General features: G+C 51.9%; 17 protein-coding genes and 1 pseudogene. 14 read left to right on the forward strand and 4 right to left on the reverse strand.

Annotated features, from left to right (window positions below):
• Nucleotides 1-277: 277 nt before the first annotated feature.
• Nucleotides 278-1,510, reverse strand: a complete 1,233-nt coding sequence (locus GQY55_RS03070; RefSeq protein WP_160037989.1) for an aminopeptidase — start codon at nt 1,508-1,510, stop codon at nt 278-280.
• Between the two features lie 186 nt (nt 1,511-1,696).
• Here GQY55_RS03070 and GQY55_RS03075 point away from each other — a divergent pair, with 186 nt between their 5' ends.
• Complete coding sequence (locus tag GQY55_RS03075; RefSeq protein WP_160037991.1) at nt 1,697-3,136, forward strand: serine hydrolase domain-containing protein; 1,440 nt, start codon at nt 1,697-1,699, stop codon at nt 3,134-3,136.
• A gap of 146 nt (nt 3,137-3,282) precedes the next feature.
• On the forward strand, nt 3,283-3,708 hold the full coding sequence (locus GQY55_RS03080) for a hypothetical protein (protein WP_160037993.1): 426 nt from the start codon (nt 3,283-3,285) through the stop codon (nt 3,706-3,708).
• Nucleotides 3,709-3,797: 89 nt separating this feature from the next.
• Here GQY55_RS03080 and GQY55_RS03085 read toward each other — a convergent pair whose 3' ends face one another.
• On the reverse strand, nt 3,798-4,205 hold the full coding sequence (locus tag GQY55_RS03085) for a winged helix-turn-helix transcriptional regulator (RefSeq protein WP_236575376.1): 408 nt from the start codon (nt 4,203-4,205) through the stop codon (nt 3,798-3,800).
• Between the two features lie 295 nt (nt 4,206-4,500).
• On the opposite strand from GQY55_RS03085, the gene GQY55_RS03090 reads away from it, so the two are divergent.
• The 6 genes and pseudogenes from GQY55_RS03090 (at nt 4,501) to GQY55_RS31200 (ending at nt 9,327) form a co-directional block, all read left to right on the forward strand.
• On the forward strand, nt 4,501-5,760 hold the full coding sequence (locus GQY55_RS03090) for an ABC transporter substrate-binding protein (protein WP_236575377.1): 1,260 nt from the start codon (nt 4,501-4,503) through the stop codon (nt 5,758-5,760).
• A gap of 94 nt (nt 5,761-5,854) precedes the next feature.
• A complete protein-coding gene (locus GQY55_RS03095; RefSeq protein ID WP_236575410.1) occupies nt 5,855-6,760 on the forward strand; it encodes a carbohydrate ABC transporter permease in 906 nt (301 codons plus the stop codon).
• Between the two features lie 15 nt (nt 6,761-6,775).
• Nucleotides 6,776-7,597, forward strand: coding sequence for a carbohydrate ABC transporter permease (locus tag GQY55_RS03100; protein ID WP_160037995.1), 822 nt, complete (start codon nt 6,776-6,778; stop codon nt 7,595-7,597).
• Nucleotides 7,598-7,897: 300 nt separating this feature from the next.
• Nucleotides 7,898-8,602 (forward strand): hypothetical protein, encoded by a 705-nt coding sequence (locus tag GQY55_RS03105; protein WP_160037997.1) that lies wholly within the window; start codon nt 7,898-7,900, stop codon nt 8,600-8,602.
• 11 nt (nt 8,603-8,613) lie between these two features.
• Nucleotides 8,614-8,850 (forward strand): annotated as a pseudogene (locus tag GQY55_RS03110) (CD3324 family protein); the annotation flags it as partial.
• A gap of 156 nt (nt 8,851-9,006) precedes the next feature.
• Nucleotides 9,007-9,327, forward strand: a complete 321-nt coding sequence (locus GQY55_RS31200) for a hypothetical protein (protein WP_236575418.1) — start codon at nt 9,007-9,009, stop codon at nt 9,325-9,327.
• A gap of 177 nt (nt 9,328-9,504) precedes the next feature.
• Here the strand turns inward: GQY55_RS31200 and GQY55_RS03115 are convergent, their stop codons facing one another.
• Together GQY55_RS03115 and GQY55_RS03120 are read right to left on the reverse strand one after the other, a co-directional pair.
• Complete coding sequence (locus GQY55_RS03115; RefSeq protein ID WP_136605211.1) at nt 9,505-9,732, reverse strand: sulfurtransferase TusA family protein; 228 nt, start codon at nt 9,730-9,732, stop codon at nt 9,505-9,507.
• Nucleotides 9,733-9,749: 17 nt separating this feature from the next.
• Nucleotides 9,750-10,817 (reverse strand): YeeE/YedE family protein, encoded by a 1,068-nt coding sequence (locus GQY55_RS03120; RefSeq protein WP_160037999.1) that lies wholly within the window; start codon nt 10,815-10,817, stop codon nt 9,750-9,752.
• A gap of 262 nt (nt 10,818-11,079) precedes the next feature.
• Here GQY55_RS03120 and GQY55_RS03125 point away from each other — a divergent pair, with 262 nt between their 5' ends.
• The 6 genes from GQY55_RS03125 (at nt 11,080) to GQY55_RS03150 (ending at nt 18,540) form a co-directional block, all read left to right on the forward strand.
• Complete coding sequence (locus tag GQY55_RS03125; RefSeq protein ID WP_442953594.1) at nt 11,080-13,392, forward strand: helix-turn-helix domain-containing protein; 2,313 nt, start codon at nt 11,080-11,082, stop codon at nt 13,390-13,392.
• A gap of 311 nt (nt 13,393-13,703) precedes the next feature.
• Nucleotides 13,704-14,549 carry an ABC transporter permease gene (locus GQY55_RS03130; RefSeq protein WP_236575378.1) on the forward strand — a complete coding sequence of 282 codons (846 nt, stop codon included), beginning with the start codon at nt 13,704-13,706 and terminating at the stop codon, nt 14,547-14,549.
• A 13-nt stretch (nt 14,550-14,562) separates the two neighbouring features.
• Nucleotides 14,563-15,423, forward strand: coding sequence for a carbohydrate ABC transporter permease (locus tag GQY55_RS03135; protein WP_160038003.1), 861 nt, complete (start codon nt 14,563-14,565; stop codon nt 15,421-15,423).
• Nucleotides 15,424-15,484: 61 nt separating this feature from the next.
• Nucleotides 15,485-17,047, forward strand: coding sequence for an extracellular solute-binding protein (locus GQY55_RS03140; protein ID WP_160038005.1), 1,563 nt, complete (start codon nt 15,485-15,487; stop codon nt 17,045-17,047).
• 33 nt (nt 17,048-17,080) lie between these two features.
• The gene (locus tag GQY55_RS03145; RefSeq protein WP_160038007.1) at nt 17,081-18,175 is read left to right on the forward strand and encodes an amidohydrolase family protein; all 1,095 of its coding nucleotides are present in this window, start codon (nt 17,081-17,083) and stop codon (nt 18,173-18,175) included.
• The gene (locus tag GQY55_RS03150) at nt 18,172-18,540 is read left to right on the forward strand and encodes a Rieske (2Fe-2S) protein (RefSeq protein WP_160038009.1); all 369 of its coding nucleotides are present in this window, start codon (nt 18,172-18,174) and stop codon (nt 18,538-18,540) included. The genes GQY55_RS03145 and GQY55_RS03150 overlap by 4 nt, the downstream gene beginning before the upstream one ends.
• Nucleotides 18,541-18,595: the final 55 nt, after the last annotated feature.

Consider the following 18,595-nt stretch of genomic DNA (forward strand, 5'->3'; position numbering starts at 1 on the left):
TGAAATCGGAAAGAACAATGAAAATTATTGAATGATCCGTAATCTGCCTATATGGCCATCTTTCATCCACATGCAATCGAACAGCTTCCATTCTCAATTCTTCCGAATAAGATTTAAACTTCTGACCTTTAATCAACATAAAAATACACCCCTTAGAATTCATCGGATGAACAAGGGGTTTTTCCAATGTCTATTCTAAGGGATGCGCTCTAATCGGCTCCCGGCTGAAGAGGGGGTTTTGTTATTGGAACATATCGCAAAGCTCAATTCATCCCGGTTACACCCATACGCCGTTCCGGAATACCGGCTCGATCGTACCGTCCGGCAAAATGCCGTCGATTTCGAGCGCCGCGGAGCCGACCATAAAATCGACGTGGGTCAGGCTGACATTGGCGCCGCGGGCGAGGAGCTCTTCCTTGCTCAGCTTCGTGCCGCCTTCGATGTTCACGGGGTAAGAGCTGCCGAGCGCGAAATGGCAGGAGGCGTTTTCGTCGATGCCGGTGTTAAAAAATACCCGCTTCATTTTCGAAATCGGCGAGTCGTTCGGCACGAGCGCCATTTCGCCGAGATACGACGCGCCTTCGTCCGTTTCGAACAGCGACGCCAAATGCTCGCGGCCGGAATCCGCGTCGTATTCCACAACCTTGCCGTCCTTAAACGTCAGTTTGATGCCTTCGACCAGGCGGCCGTTCAGGTTCAGCGGAAGCGTGCTGGTTACGGTGCCGTTGACGCCGGTCCGGTGCGGCATCGTATAGATTTCTTCCGTCGGCATGTTGGCGACGAAATAATTCCCTGCTTCGTTGTAGTCGCCCCCGCCGAGCCAGAGATAACCGTCAGGCATGTCGACATGCAAATCCGTGCCCGGAGCGCGGTAATGAAACGCCTTGTACCGTTTGTTGTTCATGTGCTCCTGCTTTTCCTTCAGCGTCCGGATATGCTCCTTCCAGGCGGCGACCGGATCGTTGTCTTCGGTGACGCGGTTCATTTGGAACACGGCCTCCCACATGGCAGGCACGCGCTCGTCCTCCGGAAGGTCGGCGAACACTTTGTCCGCCCAAGCTTTCGTCGGCGCCTTGATCAGCGACCAGGTCACTTTGTTGCTGCGCACGTAAGCCTGGTATTTTTCGCGGGCGACCGCGGCGGCTTTCACGGCGGTGGACACTTTGGAAGAATCGATGCCGCGGAACAGCTCCGGATCCGGCACTTTGATATGTAATACGGCGCCTCCGCCTTCGGCAAGCTGCTCCATCATGTCGGCCGTCCACTTCGGATAAAAGCCGAACGAATCGTCCGGAGCTTTTTCGTAGCGGATACGCGTTATTTTTTCGTCATCCCAATCGACCTGCACGTATTTTGCGCCCGCATCGTAGGCTTTGGCGACGACGTGACGGGTAAAGTCGGCGGTTTCGAGCGGCGCCTGCACAAGCAGCACCTGCCCCGGTTGAATGTTTACTCCGACCTTGACAACCAGCTCGGCGTATTTTTCCAGCATGCGATTGAAATTTTTCATGGCTTTATCCTCCGGTTTCGTTGAAAATCTCTTACAGGAATGATGCTCCGAAGAGGCAATCCCTATTATAACCCGAAATCCATATAATCGCTTTCGATTTTAAGCCAAAAAGCGCTGCGCAATTGGTGTATAATGGAAGTGAAATGCCAAAAGCAATGCCACTTCAATATAAGGGAGAGTGGATGTATGCAGAAAACGGAAACGTCGCTGCCAAGAAAAAGCCCGGAAGAGTTGGGGATATCCTCGGAAAAGGTAATCGGGTTCCTCGATGCGCTTCAGGAACGAGGGCTAGAAGCTCACGGTTTTATGCTTCTCCGGCACGGACACGTGGCGGTGGAGGGCTGGTGGGACCCTTATGCGCCCGAGCTTCCGCACATGCTTTTTTCGTTAAGCAAAAGCTTTACTTCAACGGCGATCGGCATGGCGGTTCATGAGGGGCTGTTAACGCTTGACGATCCGGTCGTCTCGTATTTCCCGGAAGACTTGCCTTCGGAAGTATCGGAGAATCTTGCGGCCATGAAAATCCGCCATCTGTTGATGATGGGGACAGGCCATGACAAGGACACGACGGACGCGCTCCATGATGCCGAGGACGGTAACTGGGCCAAAGCGTTTCTTGCGCTGCCGGTTCCGCATGAACCGGGCACTCATTTTCTGTACAACACCGGAGCGACATACATGCTTTCAGCCATTCTGCAGAAGGCTTCGGGACAGCGTTTGCTCGACTATTTGCAGAGCCGCTTGTTCGAGCCGCTGGGCATTTTGGGTCCGACATGGGAAACTTGTCCCCGAGGCATACATACCGGGGGGTACGGCTTGAGCGTAACCACCGAAGATATCGCAAAGTTCGGGCAGCTTTACCTGCAAAAAGGGGTATGGCACGGAAAACGGCTCATTGAAGAGGATTGGATCGAAGAAGCCACCGGCAAGCAGATTTCGAACGGAGACGGTGGAGACAGCGACTGGGCGCAAGGGTACGGGTATCAATTCTGGCGCTGCCGCCACGGCGTTTACCGCGGAGACGGCGCTTTCGGGCAATTTTGCATCGTGCTGCCGGAGCAGGACGCGGTAGTTGCGATCACGGCCGGAACCGGGGATCTTCAAGGCGTCCTCAATTGCGTATGGGAACATCTGCTGGATGCATTTTTGCCTGAACCGGTCCAGGAAGATGAAAGGTTATCCGAACTGCAGGAACGTCTCGCGAAGCTGCGCCTGGACATGCCCGGATTTGAACCGCGATCCGACATGGAGGCTCGAATCGGCGGCAAAATCTATGATTTGGAGGAAAATCGGTTTTCGCTGCAAAGCTTCCGCATCGATTTTGGCGAAGACTCCGCCTGCCTGACTTTTGAAAAAGAAGAGGGCGACGAAATCATCACGTTAGGGCGCCAGAGCTGGGCTATGGGACAATCGCCCGTGTTCGGCGGAAGAGACACCCGTACCGCCTCCAGCTTCACATGGAAAGCGCCGGATCAACTTCTGCTTTCGATCCGGGGCGTGGAAACCCCGTTTTGCATCACGATGGAGGTAAGGTTCGGTGAAGAGGATATAAAGATCGACCACAAGTTCAACGTTTCCTTCGAAGCGGATGAGGATCGTCCGATCGTGGGAAAAGCCGCCCGATAAAATGATACGCCCGCCTGCGGCCTTCACGGCTGCCGAGCGGGCCTTTTTGTTATGATGGGCGCCATATCGGGTAAAACCTATGAAACTTGACCATGAAACCTGGACAAGCGGTTTCCCGTCAGAAGAAGAAGGAGGTGGCACTGCGCATGCACAACAAAACAATGAAGTTAAGCCTCGTTTCGCTGGCCGCGTTGCTGATCTTTGCGATCGCGGCATGCGGTGACAAACCAGAGCCGGAGGGACAAGATCGGCCAGCTGCCCAGCAGCCGGAGCAGCAAGCGGAAAAGCCGGCGACTCCCCCGAACCCTGAGCAACCGCCGAGAGAGGAGACCCCGGTCGTCAAGCAGGGACAAGGCAGCTTTACCGGACTTGCGGATCCGCATACCGTCGAAATTATCGTGGACGGCAGCCCGATGGCTTTTCAATTCGGCGAAAAGCTGAAATCTGCCGTAGAAGCGATCGCACCCGACCAGCAGGTCGAGTTTAAATACGAGGAAAAGGCGATCGAAGGAGACGCTTCCTTGAAGCAGCTCGTTTTGACCGAAATCTCGAAAGCGGGCTCCGGGCAATAACCGGCGTGACCGTCAGCAGGCCGCCGTGCGGGGCGGTTGGCATCATGCGGCATGAAAAATCGTCCATGCATCCAAAAAAGCACGCATACCTAAACGGTCCGCGTGCTTTTGTCTTCCCGAAATCTTTCTTTCGCATCGTAATCTTTCCGAGCTTGTTCGATTTGAGGATAATGCTCGTTCATCCAATGGTTAAGATGGCGCAGGTAGGGGATCAGGCTCGCTCCCAGCGGAGTCAGAGCGTATTCCGCCACAGGCGGAACCTCCGGAAGGACGCCGCGCTCAACAAGGCCGTCCCGCTCCAGCTGGCGGAGCGTCTGGGTCAGCATTTTTGGGGAAATGTCCGCGATGCTGCGCTGCAGCTGACCGTAAGGCTTAGCGCCTTTTTCCAATACGAAAATGATGAGGACGGGCCATTTATTCGAAACGATTTCCAGTACGCGCCGAGCCGTGCAGGACGTTACCGAAAATGCGGGTTCCGCTGCTTTCATGTTTTCCATCAATTCCACCTCCTAACGCACCTTCGGGTTCGCGACGAACCGAAAAGTGCCTTCTTTTCACATTGTACCCACTGTATTAATCTATGTCTACCAACCCGAAAGTCTTGAAAAATTTGTAAGATGAATAAGAGGATCCCTTACCGACGCTTAGAAGATTAAATTTTTTCCACCCTGTTTCAAAAACGATGTTAAATGCTTATAATGTTTCATACATATTAATCATAAAAGCTTTGTCCAAAGGAGTGATGATGTAAAAACTGCATTACCATAAGCCAGCGATGGGAGGCCGAAGCGATTGAAAAAATTATGCATGTCGTTCACGTGTCTATTGCTTGTCGTTCTCATGGTTAGCGGGTGTTCAGGAGGTTCTTCATCTAACGAAAATGTGAAAACGCTTACTTTGTGGTACTGGAACCGAAGCATCGATGACAACCTCATCAAATCGGTCCAGAAGCAGTTTCCGGGTATTCGCCTCAACGCCCAAAAGATCGGCGGCGATTTCAAATCCAAATTGAAAACGACGCTGGCGGCGGGCACCGGCGGACCGGACATCGTAGCCTTTAACGACTGGGTAACGGAGCTGTTCCCAAGCGCCGACCGTTTTTACGATTTGTACGAACTCGGCGCCAAAGACATCGAGCAGGATTACCTGGATTGGAAATGGAAACTGGGCGTGACGCCGGAAGGGAAAATGATCGCGTTGCCGATGGATACCGGTCCTACCGCATTATTTTACCGGGCCGATCTGTTCGAACAGGCCGGGCTTCCGAGCGATCCGGAAGAGGTCCACAAGCTGATGGGAACCTGGGACGATTATTTCGCCGCAGGCAAAAAGCTGCAGGACGCACTGGGAGGCAAGGTCAAGTTTACGGACAACATCGGCAACATTTATACCCAGGTGAATGCCCAGTCGGACAAAATCTATTTTGATAAAAACGAAAACTTCATAGGCGAAAATCCTTCTTCTTCCATGAAAAAAGCATGGGACCTCGCCGTCAAAGCATCCCAAATGGGGCTGCTGGCCAATGCGAGCACCTTCTCCTCCGAATGGAACGCCGCGGCGAACAATGGAAAGATAGCGTCGTTCGTCGGCGCGGTCTGGTGCAAGGAAATTCTGATGCAGGCGGCTCCGGACACTTCAGGGAAGTGGCGCGTTGCAAGGGCACCGGGAGGGGACGGCAACAACGGCGGATCCTTTCTGGCCATCATGAAAACGAGCAAACATCCGCAGGAAGCTTTTGACGTTATCAAATGGCTCGAAAATCCGGAGAACCAGGTAACCGCCATGAAAGAACTCAACCTGTTCCCGTCCGCCGTGAAAGCGCTGGATTCCGACGTCATGAAACAAAAAGAAGATTTTTTCGGCGGCCAGGTGACCGGCGAAATCTTTTCGGAGTCCGCACGCCATGTGAAACCGGCCTATTTCGGGACGAAATACGCCAACCTGAACGGCATCGTCAGCCGGGAGCTGTCGGCGGTCGCGATTCAGGGCAAAAATTCGGATCAGGCATGGGAAGACGCGCTCTCCAGGGTCAAAAAGGAGCTGCTGCGGTAAACGATCATACCATCATCGACAATGGAGGTTGAGTCTTATGGGTGAACCTTTACAGAAGCAAACTCATTTCGATCCGGGAAGCTCCATGCAGCCTATGGGGCGGAAGACGGGATTGGCGTCCGAAATATGGAAGCACCGGAAAGAGTACCTGGCGATTTCTCCGTTTTACATTTTGTTTGCGGTGTTCGGACTGTTTCCGATTTTGTTTTCGATGTATCTTTCTTTCCAAAAATGGGACGGCATCGGCGAAATGACCTTTAACGGGCTGAACAACTATCGGTTCATGGTCACCGATCCCGAATTTTGGAAGGCGGTCGGCAACACGCTGCTGATCTGGATCTATTCCACGATTCCGATGCTGTTTTTCGCGCTGATCGTGGCGTTTCTGCTGAATGCGTCCTTCGTCAAATTCCGGACGTTTTTCCGGATCGGCTATTTCCTTCCGAACGTCACTTCGCTCGTCGCCGTAGCCATCGTGTTCAGCACGCTGTTTTCCAACAACTACGGTCTGCTGAACTATTTGCTTTCGCTCTTTGGCATCTCGCCCGTGGAATGGCTGAACAAAACGTGGGGCATTCAGCTGGCGGTGTCCGTGATGGTCATCTGGCGCTGGGTCGGCTATAACGCGATCATTTATCTTGCCGGCCTGCAAAGCATTCCGACCGTATTGTACGAAGCGGCCAAAATCGACGGCGCCACAGGCGTTCAGGCTTTTTTTCGCATCACGATCCCGAATTTGCGGCCGATCATTTTGTTTACGGTCATTACGTCGACGATCGGCGGCATGCAAATTTTCACCGAATCCCAGGTGCTGGTCGGCAATGACGGCGGCGTCAGCGGCGGCGGCCTGACGATCGTGCTGTATTTGTACCGCGAAGCTTTCGTGAACAACTATTTCGGTTACGGTTCGGCCGTCGGCTGGGGAATGTTCATCCTGATCGCCCTGTTTTCGATCTTCAACTGGCGGGTCGTTCAGGGCGGCGGCGCCAAAGACGAATAAACGGGGGTGCATCGCATGGCTATCCGAAAATCGATCCTGCTCTATTTCGGTTTGATCGTTGGACTCATCATTTCCGTCTTTCCGTTTTATTGGCTTGTGGTCATGTCTACGCGCACGACGGCGGAGATTTACAGCTTCCCGCCCAAGTTTTGGTTCGGGACCCACCTGATCGACAACATTTCGCGGGTCCTGCAAAACATCGATTTCTTCGGCGCTTTCCTGAACACGCTGTTCGTGGCGGGGTGCAGCACCGTGCTGGTGTTGTTCTTCGATTCGCTCGCCGGTTATACGTTCGCCAAATTCAAATTTCCGGGCAAAAAATGGCTGTTCGTCCTGCTCTTAGCGACGATGATGGCTCCGGCGCAGCTTTCGCTTGTCCCGTCTTTCGTCATTATGGCGAAGTTCGGCTGGGTCGGCACCTTCAAAGCACTGATCATCCCGGGCATGGCGAACGCGTTCGGAATATTCTGGATTCGGCAATATGCCGAGGAATCCGTGCCTACCGAACTGCTCGACGCGGGACGGATCGACGGCTGCGGCTTTTTCCGGCTCTATTGGAACGTGGCCTTGCCGATTTTGCGGCCGGCCCTTTCCTTCCTGGGCGCGTTTACGTTTATCGGCGCGTGGAACGATTACCTGTGGCCGCTCATCATTTTGAACGACGAAAGCAAGTTTACGCTGCAGGTGGCCCTGTCTTCCTTGAACGGCATTTACACCACGGACTATTCGATGGTCATCGCCGGTACGCTGCTTGCGGTGGTACCGCTGATCATTTTGTTCCTGTTCGTCAGCAAACAGTTCATTTCGGACATTGCCGCCGGCGCAATCAAAAGCTGAAATGCCCAGACTGTCGGACTGCCCGGCTGCACCGCCGCTTCAAGATGATCGAAGGCTTGAGGCTGCCATAACTTTGCAAAGCCGTCCCGGCGACAGCCTGGGCGGTTTTGCTTTTCCGGAGGAGAACAATTCACGCAGGATTTTGAAATCATGATGCCCGGGAGTGTAAAGTTGACTAAACTTATTCATTGCCTATCTCCGCATCAAGGCCGATGGTATCATTACCAATATCAGGTGCGCGCAACCATTGTTAATATGAGGATTTTGCAAAATCTTCAATATAAAAAAGGGGATATGGATATGAGTAAAGACAGTATCATTAAGTCGATGTTATCGGATCAAGTAAGCATGACGCCAAACGGATTTCTCGCAGATCACTTAAGCCCGGCCCAATTTGCGGATTGTTATGAGCTTTTTTTTGACAAGATCCTGGAAATTAGTGCGTCGGATATCACTGGAGTAGAGGGCTACGGCGAGTTCAACGAGGATTGCAAAACAGAGTATCCAACCTGCAGGGAATATCTGATCGACACCTTTGCGGAAGAGAAGGAAGGATATTGGTTTCATTGGAAGGAACTTTACGATACGACGATGTTGGACCGCGGCTTTGTCGAAACGTATTTGAAGGAAATGGCCGCCAGAATCGATTATTGTGAAGGACAACGGTATTTGGTCAATAATAATACGTTTTTTGAGATTATGATCACGGATGGAAAAACAACGGTCGGTTTCCCGGATTGGAGCCGATCCGGCATATGCGATTTCCTTTTGGATTTTGCCATTATGGACTTAAATAAGCCTTACTTGCACATCCCTGAATTGCTGTTCGAGTATTGCAAAAAAAGGGACATTTTCATTCCCTATTTTAAAGAAAGATTTTTATGCATGGCGTATTATAAAGGGGTCGATACCTTGCGTTGGCATGCGTCGATCGATGACACGGAATCTTGCACGTCCATCATGACATCGATCAGTCAGCTGAAGGACAGAATCTACGCCTTATAAAGGGTGATCGTATGAAGTATGAAAACGCCGGCGAAGTCATACCCGAGAAGCTATTGAAAGAAATCCAAAAATACGCGGCCGGGAAACTGTTATATATTCCAATCGGAAAGGAAAAGAAGGGCTGGGGTGAAGCAACCGGTTACCGGGATCGATTGCAGAAGCGGAATAGGATGATTCGCAATAAATATGCCGGTGGAATGACCGTTTCGGAGCTCGCGGACGAATATTTTTTATCCTTGGATTCGATCAAGAAAATCATTTATTCGAAGAGAAATGACGGACATATGACGTATGCTCCAACCGTACGATCGGCCGTCGAATATACGAATATCGGGATGCTCGAAGAATGGATCCAATGTTTTCTGCAACTGACGCTAAAAACGGACCCCGTATTATATGATTTCATGGAAGAAAAGCATGTCTATTTTGGCGTCGTAAAGTTTCCCTTGCGTCTTGTCCAGCTAGATGGAATAGAGGTGTGGGGAAATGCAATTGGAGCGGATGAACCGGATGAAACGGGTGATCACGCGGCGGATCTTCCGCCTCTCCTGATTCAATATGAAGAAGGCAAATTTTATTGCATCGAGCAAAAAGAAATGTTAGCCGCATTAAAACGACGCAAAGTAAACGCATATCCAACCGTCATTGTTTTAAAAGAAACGGCGGATTATAAAAGGTTTATGAAGCATTATGGGAATGTGTTGTTTTTTATCGACCGGACATGAGTACGCATATTTTCAAATTTGGGGCCGTCCCAAAAGTCATCTTGACCAGTGGGCGGCTCTTTGGTCTGTTATTAGGACGCTGCGGAAGGAAGCATTCCTCCAATCGCTGCCCGCCCCAGAACATATAAAAAGGCGATCTTCGCCCGTCTTTTATCGGGGAAAATCGCCTAAAACCACTTATTTCTTCTGAACCGTAATCGTCCAGGAAGCATCGTCTATCTGTTCGAAGTTCGTGACGGCGTGACCGGCTTCGGCAGCCCAGCGCGGAATGGCTTCCGTCGCTTGCGTGCAATCAAAATCGATCACCAGTTCATCTCCGCTGTCGAGCGTTTCGATCGCCTGCTTGGCTTCAATTAACGGAAACGGGCATACCATTCCGACGACGGCCAGCTTTTGTTGTTTCATGATAAGATCATCCTCCCTTAAGTTGTTGATGTGCGAAGCGCCGCACTTGGATTCGTTTTGGTTTTGGTCCGCGGGCGTACATAAACGAAGTAAGACGCCGTCCAGGTACCGAGAATCATAAAGGCAAGGGAAACCCAGCCCTGCCAGGTCATCATCGCGGTCATCACCAGACCGTTACCGATGGAGCAGCCGCCGGCCCAGCTGGCGCCAAAGCCCATCAGAATCCCGCCGATGAAGCTTGAGACCGCCGTTTTGGCATCCGGAGCTCTGAAACGGAATTCACGGCTGCCTTTTGCGGCGATAAAAGATCCGATCAGAATGCCGAGAACGAGGAACATGCCCCAATTCACGAATTTATCGCTGTCCCCTGTAACCAAATACTGCAAAATATTCGCGGAAGGCGTGGTTATGCCCAGACCGGACATCCGGCCGGTCGCTTCGCTGAGCGGCCAAGCAAGAAGAGCGATCAACCCTACCAAAATCGCCGTAAAAAACGGATGCCACCGCTTTTCGAACAACAGGTGGTTCAGACCGGAACGTTTCGCTTTCATGGTCGGAATGGCCACCTTCGGTTTGCGCAGCTGCCGAATGACAAAAATTACAGTGATAACGGCAAGAATAGCAATAAACGGCCAGACGGAAAGGCCGAACATTTCCGGAATCGAATTCACCGGTGCGTCAAATTTTTTGATTCCATTGTTGATTGGGGCAAGCGCTCCGGTTTTCATCGTCGCACTCATCGCCATGTAACCAAAAAGCGCGATCCAGCTGCCGATCAGACCTTCCCCGGCACGGTACCATGTACCCGTCGCACAACCGCCGGCAAGGATTATCCCGATCCCGAATATAAAAGATCCGAGGATCGTTGCGACCCAAGGAAACGCGCCTGCGCTAAATTCAATCAGACCAGCCTGAATGAGGGCAAAAACGCCGACGCTTTGAATCGTGATGGCGATCAGCAGGGCGTAGAACATGCGATTATCTTTGGTTAAATACATGTCTCTGAACCCGCCCGTCAGGCAGAAGCGGCCGCGTTGCATCACAAATCCCAGCAAGGCGCCGCATAACAAGCCCGTTAACATCATATGGGAACCCCCTTTTTCTATGAATTCAAATACTAGTAAAACGCTTTGAATTATCGGTATTACCGATTTTAGCAGATCAAAAGGAGATGTCAATGGTCAAAAATGTTAGCGGGGCTGTTTCAAATGAAGGGAAGTATGCGCCTCAAAAAAATGATTGTAAGGGAAGTTTAAACACAAACGTAGCGAAATAGTTTAGAATAGGGTGAAATAATATTTCATCATTCAGTTTGTTTTATGACATTTTACTTAGGAGGTCATCATGGTGAACCGTGTCTGGCAAACGTATCGCACTGTGTTGTTTTGTCGGCTTTTCGCCAACTATTTTGCGCTGATTCTCATTCCAGTCATCGTAGCCAGCGTACTGACCCACTTCTTTGTCGTCCGGTTGATCGAGCGTGATGCGGAAACATTAAACAACACCATCATGCAGCATTTCTCGGAGCAAATTGACGACACCTTCGGTACGCTTGAGCGGGATATGGTGAACATGCTGTCGGCTGTAAGCGTCAAGAGCTTTCTGAGATCGACCGGCAATCCGGCCGAACTTCAGCAACGCTATGAATCGATCCATTCGCTTATGCAGCAGATGAACAAACTGGATTCTGGTAATCTGGTGTACAAATCGTTCCTGTATTTTGCGAACGAGGACCTTGTCATCGACGGCAAAACGTACAACGGCAAAGATGAGTATTTCCGGGAGCAATACCCGATCAAAGACACGGATGTCCCCTCGTATTTCGCCAATTTTACCGGCAAGAAGTCGATGGTTTTTGCCAAATCCCATACCGTTTATGAAAGGCCGCCATACACCCGGGACATCGTCTCGACCCATTCGAACATCGCCGTAATGATGAGCTATCCGTTCAACAGCAGCAGCCCCGACGTCTATTTGGTTGTGAATTTAGATCAGGATAAGCTTCGCGAACGACTGGGCATTCAGGAGAAATGGGTGACGGATACGATGCTGGTCAACTCGGACGGCTCCGTCCTGATCGCAAACGGATCGTCCGGGTTCCGGCCGGATTCGTTCGCGTCGATGATCCGCACGAAGCCGGAACATGATTTATTTTTAAACGATGACGGGAAAGCGCTTACATATACGAAATCCCGGTTCGATGATTCATGGTACTATGTGAGCATGATCGACCTGCAAACCCTGTTGAAGCCGGCTCATACGATCCGTATGATGACGGTCGCGCTGCTTTGCATGTTTATCATCGTGGGCGGCCTGGTTTCTTACGTGTTGAGCCGGAGGCTGTACAACCCGATCCGCGAAATCAAATCCGGGCTGGAATCGCAGCATCTGGGCGATGCACCCGGTTTGCATAACGGCAACGAGTTCGATATGATCAAACGGTTTTCCCGTTTGCTGATCTCGAGGAACAAAGAGCTGGCACAGACGGTGGACGGCATGTTTCCGATCGTCCGGGAGCAGTTTATCGTCAAAGTATTGCTCGGTGAATACCGCGACAGCCTGTCGATCGGATATTACGCGAAAGAAATTTCCTTCCCCTACAACCCGGTTGCAGCCGCAACGGTGCTTTGTATTGAAATCCAATACTACTCGCCATTCGCGGACCAGCTGTCCGAGACGTCCAAATCTTTTAAGCTGGCCGAGCTGAAGGAGAAGATCCGCAAACTGTCTCCGGCCATGATTTGGGTATGTCAGACGCGTTCCGATCTATTGGCCTGCGTGCTGCATCATGAAGAGAATCGGCTTTGCGATCCTGGGGAGACGGCGAATGCCATCAAACAGCTTCTGCAGCAGCCTGATTACAAAGCTTCCATTGGAATTGGGAAAACGGTTCACGCGATCGCCGCCCTCCATCAGTCTTACAACCATGCGCTTTCGATGCTCAAATATAAGAGTCTGCAGCCCGGCGCGGAAATTTGCAGCGAACAAAGGGAGTGGAAGGGAAGAATATCAGGCGACAGTTTTTTGTCTGCCCATGAAGTAAACCGGATCTTAAATTGGTATAAAGCCGGGGATTGCAAAAGCTTGCTCCAGTCCGTGTTCGACTTGCTGGACGCCGGAATGCGAAGCAACACAAACGCACACCAGATGAAAAATTTAGCCATCGATGTGCTGAACACTTGGACCCGCGCCGTCGAGAGCGAGCGCAACGATTTTGACATTTCGGTCTATTCCGAGTTTTTTGCCGCCATCAACCGCTGCGTGACCTGGGAAGAAATGAGGCAAACGTTCCGCGACATCCACGGCGCATTGTTCCGGACGATCGAACCGTCGGATCGGAAACAGCAGTTTGCCGAAATTTTGGCCTATATTCAGAACCACTATAATGAAGAGCTTTCCATTGAATATTTCGCGGAGCAAATGAACATGTCCGCCGGGCATTTCAGCCGCATGTTCAAGGAAGAAGTGGGTGAGAAATATGTGGAATACATTGCCAAATACCGGATTTCGAAAGCGAAGCAATTTTTGCTGGAAACGGATCTGAAAATCGACGATATCGCAGAACAAATCGGCTATTGGGGAAGGAATTCGTTCATCCGTAATTTTCGCAGGTATGAAGGAATTACCCCGGCTAAATATCGCATGATGCATCAATCCTGAGACTTCTTTTTTTGGGAAGTCTCATTTTTTTCGCCCGCTTGTCATGCGAGTAGCGCTGCGGTGCGGGATGCAAAAACGGAGACGTCCCGAAAACATGATGCTTTACCCGTGACTCGCCAAACCCGTATAGTCAGGGCAAAGATTCAGTATGGGTGGCGTGCAAACGCCTGCCAAAGGGGGTGGAACCGTTGTCATTGGAACGAAGCGATGCTGCGAACGCACGAATGCCTGCCCCGCGTAGGGGAAAGGGGGCTTCTCTCCGATTCTTTCCGAAGAAGTACCGGACCTTATATTTGTTAATGCTGCCCGGCATGTTGTATTACATCCTCTTCAAATACGTGCCGATGTACGGGGTGATCATCGCGTTTCAGAATTTCTCGATCGGCCGCGGCATCATGGGCAGCAAGTTTGTCGGCCTTCAGCATTTCATCGATTTTTTCGTCAACACGCCGGATGCCTGGAAGCTGATCCGGAATACGGTCATGCTGAACGTGTACGACCTGTTGTTCCGTTTTCCGGCGCCGATCATCCTTGCTCTGCTGTTTCATGAAATTCGAAGCCGGAAGTTCAAATGGTTCGTGCAGAGCGTCAGTTACATGCCTCATTTTTTATCAACCGTGGTGATCGCCGGCATTATGGTTACCTTTTTGTCGCAGCAGACCGGAATCATCAATCATATGCTCAGCTGGCTCGGATTCGAGCGGGTCCTGTTTCTGGGACAACCCGAATGGTTCCGTACGATTTACGTCGGCTCGGAAATATGGCAAACGATCGGCTGGGGCACGATATTGTACTTGGCTGCCATTGCCGGGGTCGATCCGACCTTGTACGAGGCCGCCAAAATCGACGGCGCCAATCGGTTTCAACAAATGCGCCATGTGACTTTGGTCGGCATGATTCCGGTTATGATCGTCCTGTTTGTCCTGACGCTCGGTCACTTTATGGAAACCGGCTTTCAAAAAATCATTTTGTTGTACAATCCGATGACTTACGAGACCGCGGACGTCCTCAATACGTTCATTTACCGGCGCGGCATCCTGTCGGCCGACTTCAGCTTCGCTACGGCTGTCGGTTTGTTTCAGTCGGTGATCGGCTTCGTGCTGGTCGTGGCGGCGAATCGCGTCGTCAAGAAATTTTCGGACACGAGTCTATGGTGAAGGGGGCGGGGAAATGAAAATCAAGGAAAGCTTCGGCTCCCGGCTGTTTGACGCCGTCAATATCTTCCTCATGATCGTCCTCGTGATCGTCATGGTCTATCCGCTCGTATATGTGTTTTCCGCTTCCATCAGCGACAACGCTATGGTCATGAGCGGGCGGGTCGTCCTCTGGCCAAAGGCGGTCACCCTGGCTGCTTACAAACGGCTCGTCGGCAACCCGGATTTATGGATCAGCTATTGGAACACGATTCGTTATACCGCCGTTCAAACCTTTTTATCGCTCGCCGTCACATCCGCCATGGCTTACCCGCTAGCCAAAAGGTGGCTACCAGGCCGCCGGTTGATACTTCTTCTCGCGGCTTTCACGTTGATGTTCGGCGGAGGGATGATTCCGACCTTCCTTGTCGTGCAGAAACTGGGCTTGCTCAATACGATCTGGGCGATCGTGCTGCCGTCGTTAGTCAGCACCTGGTATTTGTTTATCATGCGCACCTTTTTCGAAGCATTGCCGGAAGAGCTTGAAGATGCCGCCACCATGGACGGCTGCGGCATGATGCAGGTGTTTCTGCGGATTGTGCTGCCGCTTTCTCTGCCGGTACTCGTCTCCATCGGTTTGTTTACCGCCGTCAATCAATGGAACTCGTTTTTCGATGCGCTGCTGTATTTGAACGATCGGAACATGTACCCATTGCAGATCATGCTGCGAAACATTATTATCGCCGGCTCCAATGTACAGGGCGAAGGAAACACGGATTATATAGAAACGTTGAAATACGCCATGATCACGATCGCTACGGTGCCGATTTTATGCGTATATCCGTTCATTCAAAAATATTTCGTCCAGGGCGCCATGATCGGCGGGATCAAGGGGTAGCCGTAGATTCCACCGGAATCTATTTCTATAACCGATGCCAATAAAAGGAGGGTATAAACAAATGGGAAAAAGAACGATGGCCATCATGCTTGTCGCCGTGATGCTGGGCGGTTTGACCGCAGGCTGCAGCGGAAAGGGCGGGACCCAAGAAGGGGCGGGTGAAGGGGGCGCAGGCTCGCAAAAACCGATTACGTTCTCCTGGCTCGTCTACGACCGCCCGGAAGGAAAGGTAAAGGACGACTGGGAGATTTTCAAGCAGATCGAAGCAAAGACGGGCGTCAAGGTGGATTGGCAGGTCGTCAGCCAGGAAGGGTTGACGGAGAAACGGCAGATTATGATCGCCACCAACTCGGTCACCGATTTTAGTCAGCCGACGAATCAAGAGGCCAGGGAGAACGGGCCGGAGAAAGTGTTCCTGAACTTGAAAGACTATTTGGATATCGCGCCCAACCTTAAAAAGTTCTACGATAATTATCCCGAAGCAAAAGCCGTGGCGACCGGCGCGGACGGCGGCCTCTACGACGTTCCTGTGCTCGAAGGCGACCCCGCGGGGAAAGGCTTCAATTATATTTGGATGGCGAGGAAAGATTTGATGGATAAATACAACCTGAAGGCGCCGACGAATTTGAATGAATTTTATCAATTCCTGAAAGATTTGAAGGCGAAAGAGCCTGACAGCTTCCCGCTCAGCTTCAATACCCCGGTGACGGGGGATACCGGAATGTATACCGTTTTCGGAAAAATATTTACGGGTATATCCGGCTTTTTCAATCTAAGCCCGACAGGTGACAAATACGAGTTCTCGCCGTACAACAGCGGGTACAAAGATGCGCTTATATTTATGAATAAGTTGTACACGGAGCAGCTGCTCGACCCCGAATTTTATTTGCTGACCCCGGAGCAGTGGGAAGAGCGCTTCTTAAAAGGGAAGTCGACCGTAACGTACTACTGGAAGGCGGAAGTGAACCCGATGATCGACAAAGCGAAGCAGTCCGGGACGGCGGATTACAATCTGGATGCGCTTCCCGAAATTGCCGCGGACGGCATTCAGAGCTACCAGTTTTCCCGTCCGGTCGTCGGATCGTCGGGGCGGGCCATTTCGGCAAAAGTGAAGGACAAGGAGCGGGCCGTCAAATTCCTTGACTATCTGGTGAGCGAAGAAGGCACCAAATATTTATCGCTGGGCATCGAAGGCAAATCGTATACGCTTGAGGACGGAAAACCCGTCTTCATGAAAGAGTTCGGAGCGAGCCCTTATGTGCCGCTGCGCCGCGATTTCGGCGCATGGTACGACAACATTTCGCTGAACAATGCGCTTGCGCGCGAAACGTGGGAGAGAGGCCTCGACGACAAAAGCAAGGAGATCAACAAAAGCTACGAAAAGTTCATCATCCCCGCGCCTAAGGCAATCGTGAAGACGACGGAAGAGCTCGACCTGGAAAAATCGAAGCTGACCCCGCTCACCAAGTTTTTGGAGCAGAAAATTACGGAATTCGTTACAGGCAAAACGCCGATTACCGACGCGAATTACCAGCAGTTTTTGGATCAATTGAAGAAGCTCGGCGCCGATGAATTGTTGAATATGTACAACACGGCGTATACCCGTACGTACGGTTCGAAGTAAGCGATAAGATTCAAATCAAAAGGAGGGCATGGAATGCGATCCGCATCGTTTATCGTTGATGCCGACGTCCATAATTCCATCGGCAAGCCGGAGGACTTGTTGGCCTATTTGCCGAAAGCATGGCATCAGCAATGGCTCGAAAGCGGGGTCGGCGTGCATGGGCAGTATTATTCGCCCGTCGGCGTGATGCGTCAGGACGCAAGGCCCGAAAACGGCGGGGCTGCCGGCAGCGATCCGCATTTTGTCCTGCGGCATTATATGGAATCGTTCGGCATCGATTATGCCATACTGACCGGCGGGGGAGAGCAAGGCCTCTCTCTTCACGCCGATCCGGACTATGCGAATGCCTTGGCTTCCGCCTTTAACGATTGGCTGGTGGACCGTTGGCTCGGCGTCAGTCCGAAATTCAAAGGTTCGATTCAGATCAACCATTCCGATCCGGCCGAAGCCGTCAAAGAGATCGACAGGATGGGAGCGCATCCGGGCATGGTGCAGATCGTGATGGGAAGCGGAGCGCGAATGCCGTACGGCAACCGCTTCTACCACCCGATCTATGAAGCGGCGGAACGGAATGGTCTGCCGGTCGCCATTCATCCGGGCACCGAAGGGAAGGGGATTGCCGGCGCGCCGACACCTTCCGGGTACCCGACCCGGTATATGGAATGGCATAATATTTTGCCGGCGAATTTCATGACCCATATCAACAGCCTGGTGTGCGAAGGGGTGTTCGAAAAATATCCGAAGCTCAAATTTATAGCGATTGAAGGCGGCATAGGCTGGCTGCCCCATTTGATGTGGCGCATGGACAAAAACTACAGAGCGCTGCGCGATTCCGCGCCATGGCTCAAGCGGCTGCCGTCGGAGTATATTGTAGAGCATGTTCGTGTGACAACGCAGCCGATCGAAGAACCGCAGAAACCGGAGCATTTGCTGCAGATCTTTCAGATGATGCATGCCGAACGGATCGCCATGTTTTCGTCCGACTACCCTCATTGGGACTTCGACAATCCGAAAGTTGTGCTGAGGGGTCTTCCGCAGGGATTGAAAGAGCGTATTCTAGGGTATAACGCGGCGGAGTTGTACGGCTTCCCGATCCCTTCCGAGCATAAGGGGGAGGATCCTGTATGAGGGTAAAAGCGGCGGAGCCGGATGAGCTCAGCAGCGGCGGCAAACGTATCGTAAAAGTAAAAGAGATGGAAATCGGTTTGTTTCGAATCGAAGACGAATACTATGCGTGGCTTAACGTTTGCCCGCATGCGGCGGCGCCGGTATGCGCGGGAGTGATTCGAGGGACCCGGCTCCCTTCCGGCGTGTACGATTATTCATACGGCATGGACGATCAAGTGCTGCGCTGCCCGTGGCACGGCTGGGAGTTCGACCTGAAGAGCGGCCGCCACCTGGCTGCCGGCAGCGATGCAAAGCTGCGGGGGTATCCGGTGGAAATCGACGACACCGGGGTGTATATTGTGTTGGGCGACCGAAAAAGAAGCTAGGACGGCTGCTGCGCCCGGCGCAATCCAGCCCTGCGGTTTGGATGAAGGGAGCTTT

It is taken from the genome of Paenibacillus sp. USDA918EY, assembly GCF_009870825.1.
GTDB classification, from domain to species: Bacteria; Bacillota; Bacilli; order Paenibacillales; family Paenibacillaceae; genus Paenibacillus_AQ; species Paenibacillus_AQ albilobatus.